Source organism: Caldanaerobacter subterraneus subsp. tengcongensis MB4, from assembly GCF_000007085.1.
In the GTDB taxonomy this organism is placed as follows: Bacteria; Bacillota; Thermoanaerobacteria; order Thermoanaerobacterales; family Thermoanaerobacteraceae; genus Thermoanaerobacter; species Thermoanaerobacter subterraneus.
In genome coordinates, this window is the sequence record NC_003869.1 from 2,582,931 (window position 1) to 2,599,259 (window position 16,329).

At 38.7% G+C, this 16,329-nt stretch carries 14 protein-coding genes and 1 tRNA gene; 3 read left to right on the forward strand and 12 right to left on the reverse strand.

The features are described from left to right. Positions 1-5: 5 nt before the first annotated feature. The 4 genes from TTE_RS12775 to TTE_RS12790 all read right to left on the reverse strand — a co-directional run bounded on the left by TTE_RS12775 (position 6) and on the right by TTE_RS12790 (position 4,751). Complete coding sequence (locus TTE_RS12775) at positions 6-1,721, reverse strand: ATP-binding protein (RefSeq protein ID WP_031314318.1); 1,716 nt, start codon at positions 1,719-1,721, stop codon at positions 6-8. Then, on the reverse strand, positions 1,705-2,400 hold the full coding sequence (locus tag TTE_RS12780; protein ID WP_011026681.1) for a response regulator: 696 nt from the start codon (positions 2,398-2,400) through the stop codon (positions 1,705-1,707). The genes TTE_RS12775 and TTE_RS12780 overlap by 17 nt, the downstream gene beginning before the upstream one ends. 57 nt (positions 2,401-2,457) lie before the next feature. Continuing rightward, positions 2,458-3,261 carry a hypothetical protein gene (locus TTE_RS12785; RefSeq protein ID WP_011026682.1) on the reverse strand — a complete coding sequence of 268 codons (804 nt, stop codon included), beginning with the start codon at positions 3,259-3,261 and terminating at the stop codon, positions 2,458-2,460. 140 nt (positions 3,262-3,401) lie between these two features. Continuing rightward, complete coding sequence (locus TTE_RS12790; protein ID WP_011026683.1) at positions 3,402-4,751, reverse strand: M23 family metallopeptidase; 1,350 nt, start codon at positions 4,749-4,751, stop codon at positions 3,402-3,404. 187 nt (positions 4,752-4,938) lie between these two features. Between TTE_RS12790 and TTE_RS12795 the strand changes: the two genes are divergently transcribed. After that, complete coding sequence (locus tag TTE_RS12795; protein WP_011026684.1) at positions 4,939-5,913, forward strand: DnaD domain protein; 975 nt, start codon at positions 4,939-4,941, stop codon at positions 5,911-5,913. After that, positions 5,906-6,889: an ATP-binding protein gene (locus TTE_RS12800; protein ID WP_011026685.1), complete on the forward strand. Its 984-nt coding sequence runs from the start codon at positions 5,906-5,908 to the stop codon at positions 6,887-6,889. The genes TTE_RS12795 and TTE_RS12800 overlap by 8 nt, the downstream gene beginning before the upstream one ends. Here TTE_RS12800 and TTE_RS12805 read toward each other — a convergent pair. The 6 genes from TTE_RS12805 to TTE_RS12830 all read right to left on the reverse strand — a co-directional run bounded on the left by TTE_RS12805 (position 6,886) and on the right by TTE_RS12830 (position 13,058). Continuing rightward, complete coding sequence (locus TTE_RS12805; RefSeq protein WP_011026686.1) at positions 6,886-8,325, reverse strand: M1 family metallopeptidase; 1,440 nt, start codon at positions 8,323-8,325, stop codon at positions 6,886-6,888. The two genes, TTE_RS12800 and TTE_RS12805, sit on opposite strands and share 4 nt — an antisense overlap. Positions 8,326-8,422: 97 nt before the next feature. Further along, a complete protein-coding gene (locus TTE_RS12810) occupies positions 8,423-9,667 on the reverse strand; it encodes a DUF1015 domain-containing protein (RefSeq protein WP_011026687.1) in 1,245 nt (414 codons plus the stop codon). A gap of 209 nt (positions 9,668-9,876) precedes the next feature. Further along, positions 9,877-9,952: transfer RNA gene (locus tag TTE_RS12815), tRNA-Thr, on the reverse strand. A gap of 73 nt (positions 9,953-10,025) precedes the next feature. After that, complete coding sequence (locus tag TTE_RS12820) at positions 10,026-11,312, reverse strand: adenylosuccinate synthase (protein WP_011026688.1); 1,287 nt, start codon at positions 11,310-11,312, stop codon at positions 10,026-10,028. A 17-nt stretch (positions 11,313-11,329) separates the two neighbouring features. Then, positions 11,330-12,712, reverse strand: a complete 1,383-nt coding sequence (locus tag TTE_RS12825) for an NAD(P)/FAD-dependent oxidoreductase (protein ID WP_041587243.1) — start codon at positions 12,710-12,712, stop codon at positions 11,330-11,332. A gap of 175 nt (positions 12,713-12,887) precedes the next feature. Continuing rightward, on the reverse strand, positions 12,888-13,058 hold the full coding sequence (locus TTE_RS12830; protein ID WP_011026690.1) for a XapX domain-containing protein: 171 nt from the start codon (positions 13,056-13,058) through the stop codon (positions 12,888-12,890). A gap of 171 nt (positions 13,059-13,229) precedes the next feature. Between TTE_RS12830 and TTE_RS12835 the strand changes: the two genes are divergently transcribed. Then, the gene (locus TTE_RS12835; protein WP_011026691.1) at positions 13,230-13,967 is read left to right on the forward strand and encodes a gamma-glutamyl-gamma-aminobutyrate hydrolase family protein; all 738 of its coding nucleotides are present in this window, start codon (positions 13,230-13,232) and stop codon (positions 13,965-13,967) included. Between the two features lie 99 nt (positions 13,968-14,066). Here TTE_RS12835 and TTE_RS12840 read toward each other — a convergent pair whose 3' ends face one another. Next, a complete protein-coding gene (locus tag TTE_RS12840) occupies positions 14,067-14,903 on the reverse strand; it encodes a YitT family protein (protein ID WP_011026692.1) in 837 nt (278 codons plus the stop codon). Positions 14,904-14,969: 66 nt separating this feature from the next. Continuing rightward, the gene (locus TTE_RS12845; RefSeq protein WP_011026693.1) at positions 14,970-16,325 is read right to left on the reverse strand and encodes a CoA-disulfide reductase; all 1,356 of its coding nucleotides are present in this window, start codon (positions 16,323-16,325) and stop codon (positions 14,970-14,972) included. Positions 16,326-16,329 lie beyond the last annotated feature (4 nt).

Below are 16,329 nucleotides of genomic sequence, written 5' to 3' on the forward strand. Positions count from 1 at the left end.
TACGATTACGAATTTTTAGAATAAGGTAACTGTACTGTCACTACTGTGCCTTTTCCCAGCTCGCTCTCTATCTTCACTTTCCCCTTGTGAAGCTCTACTATCTGTTTCACAATTGAAAGCCCCAATCCCGTTCCTCCCAATTCTCTAGACCTCGCTTTGTCCACTCTGTAAAATCTCTCGAATATGCGCGGAAGGTCCTCTTTTGGAATGCCTATTCCGTTATCTTTCACAGTGAAAGTAACTCCTTCTTCATCGTAAGCCGTAGAGATTTCTATGACTCCCCCCTCAGGAGTATATTTTATAGCATTGTTTATTATGTTCATTGCCATCTGCTCAACCTTATCCTTATCCACATTTACCTTTTGTAGCGTCTCGCTCAAATTTAGTATGACATTATGTCCTTTTTTGGTAGCTTCAATAGATAGGCTGTTTACCACATTTTTTACTATTTCGTTAAAATCACAAGGTTCCAGTTTCAAACTGTTCTCTTCCGAATCCATCTTTGACAGAAGCAAAAGGTCCTTTACTAGGCGAGTCATTCTATCTGTCTCTGTTTCTATTATTCGTAAAAACTTCTTTGAATATTCCGTGTCCACATCGTTGTAAAGAAGAGTTTCTACATAACTTTTTATAGTAGCAAGAGGAGTCCTCAACTCATGGGAGACGTTCGCTACAAATTCTTTCCTCATCTGGTCTAATTTGTGCTGCTCTGTAATATCGTGCATTACATACACATAGCCTTCTACTTGATTGTTAATTTTAACAGAAGCCGCATTAATCATTAACACCCTGTTGTCGCAGGTCATAGGGATGGGATTTTCTGCTTCTTTTAAAGGAAGCACTTCTTCTACAGGCATACCTAAACTCAACTTTTTATTTAGCATCTTCTCAGCTGCTTCATTGTAGTGGATTATATTGCCATTTGCGTCAGCCGCCACAACCCCGTCTTTCATGAATTTGATGATAGCTTCTATTTTATTCTTTTCCCCTTGTATGTCATTTAAAGTTTCCTTCAAACGAGAAGAGAGGAAATTAAACATCTCTCCCAATTTTCCTATTTCATCGTCGGACTTTACATTTATTTTTATGTCAAAATCCCCTTCTGCCATCCTTTGAGCATACTTTGTCACTTCTTTTATAGGGTCTGCTATGGTTTTTGAAAGAATATAGCCTAATATCATAGTAATTATAAGTGCAAACAAAGTAGCACTTGCTAAAATCAAGTTGACATCCCATAAAGTATCATATATGCCTTTTAAAGAGCCGATTAAATACACAACTCCACTTACTTTTCCCTCACTGTTGTAAATTGGCATAGCAAAGCTTTTAATAGTGCTATTAGAGTAATAGTCCTTTGTGAGCTCACTTCCCATCTCACCCGAAAGAGCTTTTGCAATAGCGGGTGTCATCATCTTCCCTGTATCTCCTGTGGAGCTTGCCAGGATATTCCCGTGGCTGTCCAAGATGTAAACGTACTTTATGTTGGAATTAGGCCCCATGTACATGTTTATTACACTTTTCAAGCTCTTTATGTCCATGTTGTCCTTTAAAGTAAAAGAAATACCCTTCGCCTGCGCCTCAAGGTAGTTGTCAAAATTGTTTAAATGATAGTTTTCCAGGGATTTATAGAGATAAATCCATATAATTTCCATTGCAACCAAGATCAGCAAACTGTATAATAATATTATCTTCCACTGGATGCTCTTAAATCGGCTTTTCATCGCTAAAATAGTAACCAACCCCTCTTTTTGTGTGTATGAATTTTGGGTTGCTCGGGTCATCTTCTATTTTTTCTCTCAATCGCCTTATGGTGACGTCCACCGTTCTAATATCGCCAAAATATTCGTAACCCCACACTTTTTCTAAAAGAGCCTCTCTTGAAAAGACCAGCCCTTTGTTTAAAACGAGAAATCTCAAAAGCTCGAATTCTCGGGAGGTTAACTCTATCTCTTTGTTGTTCTTCTCCACTTTGTACTTTAAGATGTCGATCTTCAAATTCTTTATCCGTATAATGTGATTCTGCTCGCTGCCATTGAAACTTACCCGCCTCAAATTCGCTTTAACGCGAGCTACGAGCTCCCTCATTGAAAAAGGCTTTGTGATATAATCATCAGCTCCCAATTCCAGTCCCAATACTTTATCTACTTCCTCCTCTTTTGCAGTGAGCATCAAAATTGGAACTGTCATGGACTGCCGCAAAGTCTTTAAAACGGTAAAACCGTCCATTTTAGGAAGCATCACATCCAATATTATGAGGTCAGGGTTTTGTTCTTTTGCCATCTTTACGGCTTCTTCGCCGTCATAGGCTTCAAAAGTTATGTAACCTTCTTTTTCTAAATTATACTTTATTATGTCCACAAGCGGTTTTTCATCGTCCACAATCAAAATCTTGCTGCTCATTTTCTATGCCCCCTTATTTTATAGAGCTAAAGCAAGAAGAGAATACTCTTCTTGCTTTTATTTTATAGAATCTACAAAACTTTTAAGAGTATCTCCTGTGACTTTGTAAAAACTTTCCTCAAGGCTTAAGCCTTCCCCCAAATATTTAATAATTTCTCTTATACTTTCCATACCATACTTGTAAGACATGGCTTTTACAATCTCAAAAGACCTTTTATACGCCAAAACTTCATCTAGTTCATTGAATTTATAGTTCAACTCTTCTAAAGAGTAAGGCTTCCCTTTAAGCCCTTCCCCCCATGAAACTCCATTTTCTCGATACTCCTCCAAAAGAGCAATACCTTCTGTAAACCACACAGGGTAGTTACCTTTTGCTACCTCATCTACTATAAAATGTGCAAATTCGTGCACTATAGGTCCTTCTTTTTCAAAAATTTCTGGAAGATTATCTTCATTTCCAATCCATAAAGAGGGAGATTGTATGCTTATTACTCCATTAAGATAAAGCCCCATTGCGTTAGTGCCCTTTGCCAGCGAAAAATCCCTATTCATTTTATTGGCATCACTGTACATCACAATTAGCACTTTTTCACGGGGAACGTAGCCCAAGTCTTCTGTTACGCCTTTAAAATGTCTTTCTGCTATGTCAAGCACAAGAGAAGTGTATTTTTCATCCTGAGGAGTGTATTTTAAGATGAAATGCTCACTCTCTGCAGTTTTGAAATCTTTTACACTTCTGACGAGCTTAGCTTTACCCACATCCTTCACATAAGGGTAAAAAGTAGCATTTACACTGTTGAAAAATAGCACTGAAAAAACAAAAATGATTCCTATTATAGAGACTAAAATCTTTTTATTCATGCTGTATCACCCCAAAAAATTAAAATATGTACTACACTTGGTGAGTGATACAGCCCATATTTATACCTTTCATTTTGTATTATAGCATTCATATCCAAAGGGGGCAAGTTCATTCAAAAAGAAAAAAGCCCAATTCGGGCTTATCTTCCTAAAAAGCGCATCGGGTCAATTGGCACGCCATTTTTTCTCACCTCAAAATGCACATGAGGCCCTGTAGCATGGCCTGTCGCTCCTACCAGTGCGATTTTTTGCCCTTTTTCAACTTTGTCTCCCACTTTCACCAAAAGCTTACTGGCATGCCCGTAATAGGTCACATACCCATTGTGATGGTCAATCTTAACAAGATATCCGTAACCGCTCTCCCAACCGGCAAAAATCACTGTTCCGCCATCTGAAGCATAAATCGGGCTCCCATATCGTGCTGCTATATCAACCCCTGTGTGAAAACCTCCCCACCTAGGGCCAAATCTCGAGGTTATAGTACCCCTCGCTGGATAGCTAAAATAGCCCGTAGCTACGTAAGAGACTCTCCTTGAACCAACTGCTACTATTTTAGAAATGGGCTCTTTTAGCACTCTTTCTTCTTTTATATCCCTCTTTACTTCAACTCCATTGTGACTTATCACTACCGCTTTTATCTCTTTTAACCCCTTTTCCCCTTCCACTAGAACCTTTGATTGGTTAACAAAAAGTTTATCATCTTTTGTAAATTTAGTATTAAAAGGAATTTCTTCTTTGTAAGTTACCTCTTTTTCTGTAACAACTGTGACCAAGGGGACTTCTTTTGAAAGATATATAATCTGCCCAGGCTTTAAATTCTCAGTAAGCCCAGGATTCAGCTTCAATATGTCCTGTATGTACATGTCATGCTCTCTCGCTATACTCCAGAGGCTGTCATTTTCTTTTACCTCATATGTAACTGCCTCTTTCAGAGGCTTTCTCAATATTTCTAAAGCCTCTTTTTCCTCAACCAACTTTGTAGGAGATATGTACTTACTTTTTATCTTTATTTCTTCCTTAAAATAGATTTTGTCTGCATCTTTTTTATACTCGCTCTTTAAATCCTCTAGAGTTTTGTAAGCTTCTTCTTTTGATTTTAAAAATGCAACCGGCTTTCCATTGACCTCTATGGCATAAGCCTTGCAGGTAAGGCTCAGAATCTTTTTCAAGCTAGCCTCTATTTCCCTAGCATCTTTGACTCTTTCACCTGAAACCCTAATCCTTTCAAAGCTTATCTCTTGGTCAAAGACCACATCGCCCCATTTTTGCATCTCTTCTTTTTTGATTTCTTCTACTACCCTTTTTACCCCTTCAACATCTCTTGTGACGCCAATACTTACTCCATCTACCAGCACGTTATAGGCAAATCCATTTTCATATACCACAAAAGCCAGTCCTAAAAAAAGGGCAAATAAAAAAGCTATAAGGTTTTTCTGGTACTCTTTTAAAAAGAGCAAAAACTTATAGCTTTCGCTCCCCACTTTCCCCATCCTTTCTTCATCTAATCGTTTTAATTATACCACACTTTTTCCAAAAAGCAAAATTTTATTTCCTTCTTTATATTTTATGCTGTAGTTTAGACTAATATTCTTTCTCGAACATGCCGATAAATATGTTAAATTCTTTTCAATTGAAGAGGACATCCCCCTATGCTATAATATATTCGAGGTGGGGAGAATGAGCGTTTTTAAATTTTTGGGTGAAAATGACGATTGGGGAAGCACTCCTCTTAGCAACTACTTCATAAACCATTTCATGTTGGATGCTCCGGGCGAATACGTGAAGGTATACATATTGGGCTTGAAGTATTGCTTCTACGGCAATCAAATTCCCTTGAAAGAACTAGCAGACAAGCTCTTCATGTCAGACTTAGAAATTGATAAAGCTTTAAAATACTGGGAAAAGTCTGGCCTTGTGAAGTTAAAATACATAGATGGAGAATACACAGTAGAGTATCTCCCTGTAGTTCCCCCATCTTCTAACGGCCATTCTCTCTCCCTTTACGACCCTCAAGTAAAGCAGGCTTTTGAAGCAATAGAGCTTACACTTGGAAGGCCTTTAACTCCAACAGAAATGGAAACTTATTTAAGCTGGGTAGACGAATACGGCTTTTCACTGGAAGTCATAACAATGCTTGTAAGCTACTGCGCTTCAAAAAACAAAACCTCTTTAAAATACATGGAAAAAGTCGCTATAGCATGGCATGACGCTGGTCTTAAAACTGCTTTAGATGTAGAAGAATACCTTAAAGCAGAAAGCAGGAGATGGCAGGATTACAGAAGGATATTAAAAGCACTGGGCATGAAGGAAGAAGAGCCAACAGAAGTACAGAGAGAAATGATGGACAGGTGGATGGATGAGCTAGGATTTGATGTGGATATGATAATAAAAGCTGGCGAAGAATGTATCGCGAAGCTAAATGAGCCAAGCTTTCCATATATAAATAGGATTTTGATAAACTGGTTCAATGAAGGAATAAGAAGTGTAGAAGACCTAGAAAGCAAAAAGTCTTCTTCTAAAAAGAAAACAGCTGCTACTTCTGCCTTTAAAGCCCCAAAGAATTACTTTAACAGCTATTCCCAGAGGACTTATGACATAGAGGATTTGGAAAAAAAGCTTTTAGCCCACTCTAGAGGTGAATTAAATGAATGAAAATATAATTCATGAGATACTTAAAGAGTATGAAATGAAAAGAGATAAGGCAGAGAGAGAAGCCCTTCTAAGAAGAAACCGACTGTACAAAGAAATACCCGAACTTGAAAAAATAGATGACAAGATAAAAGAGATAGGCATTCAAATAACTCAGGCAATATTCAAAGAACCAGAAAAAGGCAAAGAATTGTTGAACTCCCTGAGAGAAAAATTAAATTTTTTAAAAAAAAAGAAAACAGAAATACTAAAATCTCATGGGTATCCTGAAGACTATTTGGAGCCAAAATACGAGTGCAACATATGCAAAGACACAGGCTATGTAAATGGAAAGCGCTGCAAATGTTTTAATCAAAAGCTCATAAATATCTACTACAAGCAGTCCAGCATAGCAGAAATTCTCCAGAAAGAAAACTTCTCCAACTTTAACTTTGAATATTATTCAGATAAACCCTACGGGGACAAGCCCTCTCCCCGCGCCAATATGAGAACCATAGTGGAATTTGCCTTAAACTTCATCAAACACTTTGACACCATTGAAGAAAGCCTCTTTTTCTACGGCAATTCAGGATTGGGCAAAACTTTTCTCGCCAACTGTATAGCAAAAGAGCTTCTAGACAGAGGAAAAAGCGTAATTTACAGAACTGCTCCCGACTTAATTGAAGGCTTGAGGATAAACAAATTAAACCCCGATAGTGAAATTTACAATGAATATCTGGAACTTCTGAAGGAGTGTGACCTTTTAATAATAGACGATTTGGGAACAGAGCCAATAACGGCTTTCAGCCTTCAAGAATTTTTCAACATCTTAAACACAAGACTTCTGCTAGGAAAAAAATTTATAATCTCTACTAATCTGCCTTTATCAGAAATAATGGCTATATACCCGGAAAGAATTTATTCGCGCATCTTTGGTCATTTCAAGCTCCTCAACTTTTACGGAGAGGACATAAGGTTAAAGAAAAAGATGATAATCTAATAAAACCATGACTGGAAAAATCCCCCTGTATCTTTTCCTGTTACGCTGTCCACTACGTCAATCAGATCTTGCGTAGTGGCAATTTTGTATTTGTACTTTTCGTAGTAGGTCTGTAACACTTTCTTGAAGTCTTCATCACCTATTAATTTTCTTAAATTGTAAAAAACCATTGCTCCTTTGTTGTAAGCTATATTTGTATATTCTTTCCATTCTTTAAAATCAGCCAGAGTTTTTGCAAAAGAAGTATCCGCGCTGTTATTTACAAACTTATTAAACCCTCCCTCAATTACAAGCCTGTATATCTCCTCTGCTGTAGCCTTTCCGTAGTATCTCTCTATGTAAAGGAGAGTGGTGTATTCTGTGAGCCCTTCATCCAGCCACGATTCCCTTATCTGGTTGTTTCCAACTAATGCATACCACCACTGATGAGCTGTTTCGTGAGCGATAACATATTCGAGGTTGAAAAGATTAGCCTTATTGTACAAATCTTTAGATATCATCACAAGCTGCGGATATTCCATTCCTCCCATGTAAAAATCAGTCTCTACCACAGAATATTCTTTGTAAGGATATTTGCCAATGTAGTCATTGTAAAACTTAATGGCATCAGAGGCGAACTTCAAAACCTTATCTCCATACCCTTCTGTAAAATAGTAAGACTTCACCTTTATCCCGTCCACCACTTGCTCTATCACTTTGAACTTATCGCTCATGACAATTGCGAAATCTCTCACCTTATGAGCCTCAATCACCAGTTTTTTAGAACCCTTTTCCACTTTTTGCTCTTTCTCTTCCCCTGTACAAGCAACTACAAACTTTTCTGGAACAGTCAACTCTACCTTGTAATCGGCTATGTCACTGTAAAATGGGTCGCCGAAAATATAATACGGGTCGTTATTCCATCCGTTCTTGTCGTAAACTGAGAGAATGGGATACCAGTTTCCCAATTGAACAGTATTTTTGCCGTACCCAAATCTGCTCCTTGCGGGAGGAAGCTTCACCTTATACTGCATCTTTATATTGACAGATTCTCCTTTTTTAATCTCTCTAGGCAATGTCAATCTCAAAATCTCATCATTGGGCTCTTCCAGAGTGTATACAGCAGGAAGGCCGTTTATCGTGACCTTTTCAATCTCAATGAAACCGGGAGCAAAGCCTTCAGGATAAACAAAAGGAAGTTCTTCCTTTGTAAATGGGAGATTTTCTTCAGACTTGAAAGCGTTGGGATAGAGGTGAAAGCAAATCTCTTTAAGGGAAGCACCAGTTGTGTTTACATATCTGACTGTTTGAACAGCTTCTACTGTTTTGCTTCCATCGTCATATTTTGCCTCAATGAGATATGTAGTCATTCCCTTATCAGGAAGCGCAAAATACACAAATAAAACAGCTATAACTACTGCTAAAAGCCCCAAAAGCAATTTTTTCTTGACATCCATAATACCAGCTCCCCTAAATTATCCTCACATTATATATTAGTTAAGGGAAGCCCACATTAGAACAACTTTAATAAAAAAATAAAGTGCCAAAAAGCACTCAGTCAATTTCATGGACAAAAATACCGCTTCTCAATTTGGGTTCAAACCAGGTGGATTTTGGAGGCATTATTCCGCCAAAGTCCGCTACAGCAAAAATTTCTTCAATAGAAGTGGGGTACAGAGAAAAAGCTACTGCCATCCCTTTATTTACTTTTTCTTCTAACTCTTTTGTCCCTCTTATACCACCAACAAACTCTATCCTCTTATCTGTCCTGGGATTTTCTATCCCTAAAATGGGCTTTAACAAGTTATCCTGTAAAATTGAAACATCTAGACATCCAATAGGGTCTGAAGAGTCAAAAGTTCCTTCCTTTGCTTTAATCTTATACCATTTTCCCTTTAAATACATTCCAAAAGTATGCTTTTCTTTTGGTTCAAATGGAGTTACCCCTACTTCTTCTAATGTAAATTTTTCTTTAACTTTTTGTATAAACCCCTCTTCAGAATACCCGTTTAAATCTCTTACTACTCTGTTATAAGGCATTATGTAGAGTTCATCGTGAGGGACAATTACAGCTAGAAAATAGTTAAATCCCTCTTTTCCAGAGTAATTCTTAAGACTCTCTCTTCTTCTCAATCCCAGTGCAACAGATGCCGCTGCTCTGTGGTGCCCATCAGCTATGTAGAGAGCGGGTATTTCTTTAAAAATTTCTGTAATTTCTTTCATCACTTCCACATCCTCAATTACCCACACAGAGTGACTCACACCATCTTCAGAGGTAAAGTCATAAACAGGCGTTTTTCTTTCAATCCACATTTTTAGCAAATTTTTTAATCTTTCATCTGCCTTATATGCCAAAAACACAGGACTTGTGTGCGCATCGCAATAATCCATATGCTTTACCCTGTCCTCTTCTTTTTCTGAAAGAGTGTGTTCGTGCCTTTTCACAACTCCATTCAAATAATCGTCAATAGACACAAGGGCGACAAGTCCTGTCTGTACTCTATCACCCATTCTCTCTCGATATATGTAATAGCACTCTTTTCCGTCCTTTATCAAAATTTTCTTCTCTTTCATTTTCATAAAGTTTTCTCTAGCTTTCTGATAAACCGCCTCGTTGTAAGGGTCTATGTTTTCTTCTAAGTCTATTTCTGCTCTTTCCACATGCAAGAAAGAATATGGATTATCTTTAGCCAACTTTTCTGCTTCTTCTCTTGATAAAACGTCATAAGGCGGCGAAGAAACTCTTTCTGCCAACTCCGGCAAAGGCCTCAATGCCATAAAAGGTCGCACTACAGCCACTTTTCCCATCCTTTCTATTTAATTTATTTTTATTTTAACATATCGCTTTATAAATGTGAAACAATAAAGTTAAGGAAATATATGACGTTTGCAAAATGTTTGCAAATAAAACAAAAAGGCAGCGGTCTTAAATTGTCAACCAAAGTGTCAACCGCCGCCTTAAGTCTTGCAATATTGAGCCTTCAAAAGCTTTGAAAATAATAAAAAAATGGAGCTGGCGAAAGGACTCGAACCTTCAACCTGCTGATTACAAGTCAGCTGCTCTACCTATTGAGCTACGCCAGCACCTTTTTACCTATTAAATTCTCCTGACAGTTATATATTATACTTACCCGAGGGTATAATGTCAAGCTTTTTATCAAAAATTCCTCAAAACGATAGTCTCTTCTCTTTCGGGACCTACAGAAATTATGCTAAATTCCACTCCTACGAGTTCTTCCAACCTTTTTACATATTTTTTCGCATTCAAAGGTAAGTCTTCAAAGCTTCTCACATCCTGTATATTCTCACTCCAGCCCTCCATTTCTTCGTATATGGGTTCACACATTTTCAATTCTTCGAGGCTTGCCGGGAAATCCTCAATAATCTTTCCGTTAATTTTGTACCCTGTGCATATTTTTATTTTTTCAAGTCCTGTCAGAGTATCTAGCTTTGTGAGAGCAAGGCTCGTTATGCCAGAGACTCTGACAGCATATCTTAGCATTACAATATCTATCCATCCGCACCTTCTAGGCCTTCCAGTAGTTGTCCCATATTCATAGCCTTTTTCTCTCAAAAAATCTCCAATTTCATCTTTAAGTTCTGTAGGAAAAGGTCCCTTTCCTACCCTCGTAGTATACGCTTTGACAACACCTATCACATTGTCAATCATCGTAGGCCCTATACCCGCTCCTATAGTAGCTCCTCCAGCCACAGGATGAGAAGCCGTAACATAGGGATAAGTACCAAAATCCAAGTCTAGAAGAGTTCCTTGAGCCCCTTCAAACAAGATTTTTTTACCTTCCTTTGCTAAATTGTAAAGCAGAACAGAAGTATCAGTCACATAAGGTCTCAGCCTTTCTGCATACTCCCTGTAAGTTTCAAAGATTTGCTCGAAATCAAATCCATCTTCACCGTAAATATCTTTAAAAATTTTATTTTTTCTCTCTAGATTCTTTTTAAGCTTCTCCCTGAAAACCTCGGCATTCATAAGGTCACACATTCTTATGCCTATTCTCTCTGTCTTATCCCTATAGCAAGGCCCTATTCCTTTTTTTGTAGTCCCTAAGTCCTCATCGCCCTTTCCTTTTTCTTCTAGTTCATCTTCTTTTATGTGATAGGGAAAAACTACATGGGCTCTATCGCTGATTTTTAAATTATCCTCTTTCACTTCCACTCCTTTAGCTTTTAAATCCTCAATCTCCTTCAAAAGAGCCGAAGGATCAACTACTACCCCATTGCCAATTACACATATTTTGTCAGGGTATAGTATTCCAGAAGGAATGAGATGAAGCTTATACTGAACACCATCTTTTTCTACAGTATGCCCTGCATTATTGCCTCCTTGGTACCTCACCACCACTTCTGACCTCTCTGCAAGATAATCCGTTATCTTCCCTTTTCCTTCATCGCCCCATTGAGCGCCCACAATCACAGTAACAGACATATTTATTTCACCTTCCTTTATTTGACTCTCTCCAAGATTTCCCTTGCCACAACAACCCCTGAAACTGAAGCCTGAGCTAAGCCTCTCGTTATGCCAGCTCCATCCCCTGCAGCGAATAAATTGCGTATCTGTGTCTCTAATTTATCTGTAAGCTCTACTCTGGAAGAATAAAACTTCACTTCAACGCCGTACAAAAGCGTATGCTTTGAATAAACTCCTGGCGAAACTTTATCAAGGGCTTGAAGCATTTCAATTATTGACTGTAAAAATCTATAAGGAAGTACAAGGCTCAAATCCCCTGGAGTAGCATCTTTTAAGGTAGGTTCCACGAGTCCTCTTTTTATCCTTTTAGGAGTAGAACGCCTTCCTGACAGCAAATCTCCAAGCCTCTGGATTATAACTCCATCTCCCAGCATATTGGCAAGTTCCGCAATGTACCTTCCGTATTCTATGGGCCTGTTGAAAGGCTCTGTAAATTCTTTGCTTACAAGTATGGCAAAATTAGTATTTTCTGTTTTTATGTCTTTATAGCTATGTCCATTCACTGTCTTTATCCCGTCGTGATTTTCTACAACTACCATCCCGTAAGGATTCATGCAAAAAGTTCTCACTCTATCGTCAAAAGATTTAGAATGGTAAATAAATTTGGATTCGTAAACCACATCGGTTATATCTTCCATCACCACAGCCGGGATTTCCACTCTCACTCCAATGTCCACTGCATTATTTTTCGTCTTGATTCCCAGCCTATCGGCTTCTTTCTTAAACCATTTAGCTCCTTCTCTCCCAGGCGCCACCACTATATACTCTCCATAGTATTCCTCACCTTTCTCTGTCACAACCCCAACAGCCTGGCCGTCCTTTACAATTATCTCTTCTACTATGGTATCTGTCATTATATCTATTCTCTCAACCAGATAGTCTCTCATGTTCTTTATTATCTCAAAACTTTTATCTGTGCCTAAATGCTTTATCACAGCAGGAATTAACTTCAAATCTGCTGCCTGAGCCCTCTTTTCTATCTCTCTTATCTTCTCTCTATCGGTGCCGTGGACTTCAGTAGTAGCACCAAATCTCACGTATATGCTGTCCACATAGTTTATAAGCTCGTTAAGCTTCGATTTTGGCATGTATTCATCCAAAACTCCACCAAATTCAGAAGTAAGAGTCAGCTTTCCATCACTAAAAGCCCCCGCTCCTCCTATTCCAGACGTTATAGCGCAGGGTTTGCAGTCAAGGCATTTTGTCCCATAGGTATTCATAGGGCACACTCTTTTGTGTATATCTTTCCCTTTCTCAAGCAGCAATATATTTAAATTTTCTTTTTTATTAACGAGCTCAAGTGCAGTAAAAAGTCCTGCAGGTCCGCCTCCTACAATTATCACATCGTATCTTTTCATCTTATCTACCTCTTTCTTGCAAATTCTCAAAGAAACCCGTAATCTATATTATCAAAAATTATGCTGTAAATCAATTAAAAATGCGAATTTTTATAGGAAATTTCAAATAAAAGTTCGTGATTATTTTGGAAAAAACTAAAAGACAGGTTCATAACCTGCCTTAAATTGCAAATCATCACCTGCCAATCAATTTGATTATATATTCCATCAACCGCCCTCCCAGGTAAATGCCTATCACCCCAGCAATTCCCGGCAAAACACTGGGAGCCGGAATGGGCAACCTGAAAAATGAAAATATAAGACCTACAGCCATTCCCGTAACTAAAGCGAGCAATGTCTCCTTCACACTAACACCCCTCTTTTACTTTTATTATTTCCAGATAAAACCCTTTTAATCCTCATATAATTATACCACAATTTTAACTTGTTGTCAGACATCTAACCATCTCTTATTAATTTTTTAAAGTACAAAATATGGTATAATAATAACTGACCAATAAAGAACAGGGGGAGAAACATGAATAAACCTATCATAGGTATTGTGGGAAACATAAGCTATGAGACTGAGGGAGTGATGATCGGAGAAGAAAGAATTTATGTAATGAGACCTTATGTAGAATCAGTTCTAAAAGCCGGGGGCGTGCCTGTAGTTTTACCTATAGTCTTGGACAAAGACACACTAAAAAAACAGGTGGAAAAAGTAGATGGAATTTTAATAACTGGAGGACAAGATGTAAATCCCCTACTTTACAACGAAGAACCCATTGAAAAACAGGGTGGAATTACTCCTGACAGGGACTGGTACGATATTGAAGTCATAAAGTACGCTTATTCACTTAAAAAACCCATTCTGGGAATATGCAGAGGCATTCAAGTGATGAACGTAGCTTTAGGAGGGACTTTATATCAAGACATATCTCAAATCCCTACAGCTTACATAAAGCATTCTCAAAGAGCAAAGCCCGATTTACCCACCCATACGGTAGAAATAAAAGAAGGAAGCAGGCTGTATAATATCTTGGGCAAAACCATTGCAGTGAACAGCTTTCACCATCAGGCAGTAAAAGAGGTGGCAGAGGGCTTCAAAATAGTAGCCCAATCCAAAGATGGAGTTATAGAAGCAATTGAGCTTGAAAAAGAGGACTATTTTGTGGTGGGAGTTCAGTGGCATCCGGAGCTTATGGCTTACAAAGGAAATGAAAAAATGCTGGAGATATTTAAACAACTTGTAAAGGCCTGCCTCAAGAACGAATAAGTGTCCTATGGCATCCTCGGAACAGTAGCCTCTGGACTCATTCCTATTCTGCTCCCTCTTTACTTCTTTTTTCATCGGCTTTCTAGTGAGAGAAGAAAGCTAATGAATAGACCTTTTCCTAAACTGCCCTCCCAGTATGTCATACACATCGTGAATTGTAACAAAAGCCCCTTCATCGTGTTCTTTTACTATGCTCTTTAATTTGGCAATCTCCAGGCGGCTCACCACTGCATATAAAATCCCTTTTTTCTCCCTTGTATACCCTCCTTTCCCTTCCCAAAAGGTAACACTCCTGCCTAACCTCGCTGTTATAGTCTCTACAATTTCTTCTGGCTTTTCTGTAATTATCATCACAGCTTTTTCTTCATCTAAACCTTCTATAGTCAAATCTATCACCTTAAAAGCTATAAAATAGGTAATAAGAGAATACATAGCCCTGTCCCAAGTAAATACTATCCCTGCACTTCCCAAAACGAATACATTAATAAAAAGGACTATCTCTCCTACAGAAAAGCCTGAAATTTCTGAAAATACTACAGCCACAATCTCTGTGCCATCCATAGAACCTCCATGCCTTATCACCAGTCCCACGCCTATGCCTAAAATAATCCCTCCAAAAACGGAAGCCAAAAGAGTGTCATATGTTAGTGGAGGAAGCTTTTCTAAAATTGTGACGGAGAGAGATAATACAGAAACAGCGTAAAAAGTAGATAGTACAAAACTCTTCCCTATCTGCCTATAGCCAAAAAGCAAAAAGGGCAAATTCAGCACGAAAATATAAGCTCCCAAAGGGATCTTAGTTAAGTAACTCAACATTATGGAAATCCCTGTTATTCCTCCATCTATTATATTGTTTGGCACCAGAAAAATCTCAAGAGCAATAGCAGCTAAAAAAGCTCCGATTGTCAAAAAGACATATTTCTCTATCCACTTCATAGCTACACCTCCTCAATTAACCCTATTATCAAAAAAGGCCTTACCAAAGCGGTAAGACCTTTTCTTTTATCCCCTCTGCGCTACAGTTGATGCCTGTTGCAACGGATCCCACACAGAATTGTATGGAGGAGCATACGCAAGGTCCAAAGCTTGCAACTCGTCAATAGTCATTTCATGGAACAAAGCAGTAGCCAAAACGTCTATTCTCTTGTCAACTCCTCCTAGTCCCCCTGCTATTTGTCCTCCCAGAAGTTTTCTGTTATCCTTGTGGTAGCAGAGCTTTATCGTAAGAATTTCGTCTTCCCATGGATAGTAATGGCTTACAGGCCTTGCTTTTATTAAAACTACCTGATAAGGTATGCCTAAAGCTTCGCAGTCTCTTTCTCCAAGACCACTTCTCGCTATAGTCCTGTCAAAAACCTTGACAATAGCCGTTCCTACCACTCCTGCAAATTTCGCATCTCCGCCTGCCATATTTATTCCTGCAATTCTTCCCTGTTTATTAGCAGTGGTCCCCAGTGGTATGTAATCCGGTGCATTTTTTATCCTGTTAAAGTGCGTAGCGCAATCCCCAGCAGCGTATATGTCAGGAATACTCGTTTCAAGCCTTTCATTTACTAAAATAGCATTCTTCGGCCCTAACTCTATTCCCGCTTCCTTTGCCAGCTCGCTCACAGGCCTTACTCCTATAGATATTATAACTAAATCGGCTTCAAATTTGCCATTTTTCGTTACAACGGCTTTTACTCCTTTTTCATCCCCTTCCAAACCGACGACTTCTTCGTTTAAATGTACTTCCACTCCATGTCTTGTAAGAGCATCCTGAGCTATTTCGGCAATCTCCTTATCAAAAGTAGGTATTAACTGCGGTGCTAAATCCAAAACCGTAACCTTAAAGCCCCTGCTGTGAAGCGCTTCGGCAGTTTCAAGCCCTATATAACCTCCGCCTATAACCACCGCCTTAGTGGGAGTATGGGAGCTCAACCAGTCAAGAAGTTTTTCCGCATCACCCATGGTCTTTAATGTAAACACTCCCGGCAAATTCCTGCCCTCCCATGGAGGTACTATTGCAGTACTCCCTGTCCCAATCAAAAGCACATCATAAGGGACAGCGATTTCGTCTTTTTCTTCCCTGCGAAAAACCTTGATTTCTTTTTTGGAAGGATCTATTTTCACAACTTCGTGATAAAGCTTTACGTCAATATTGTAGCGATTTAAGAACTCTTCCGCTGTGCGCGCAATAAGCTTTTTTTTCTCAGACACAACCCCTCCCACCCAGTAGGGTAGGCCACACTGGGCATAAGAAATTACTCCCTCCTTTTCAAAGACCAGAACTTCCCCCTCTTTATCCATCCTCCTTATTTGGGAAGCTGCGCTCATCCCAGCCGCATCTCCACCTATAATAACATAGCGCTTAGGCATTTTT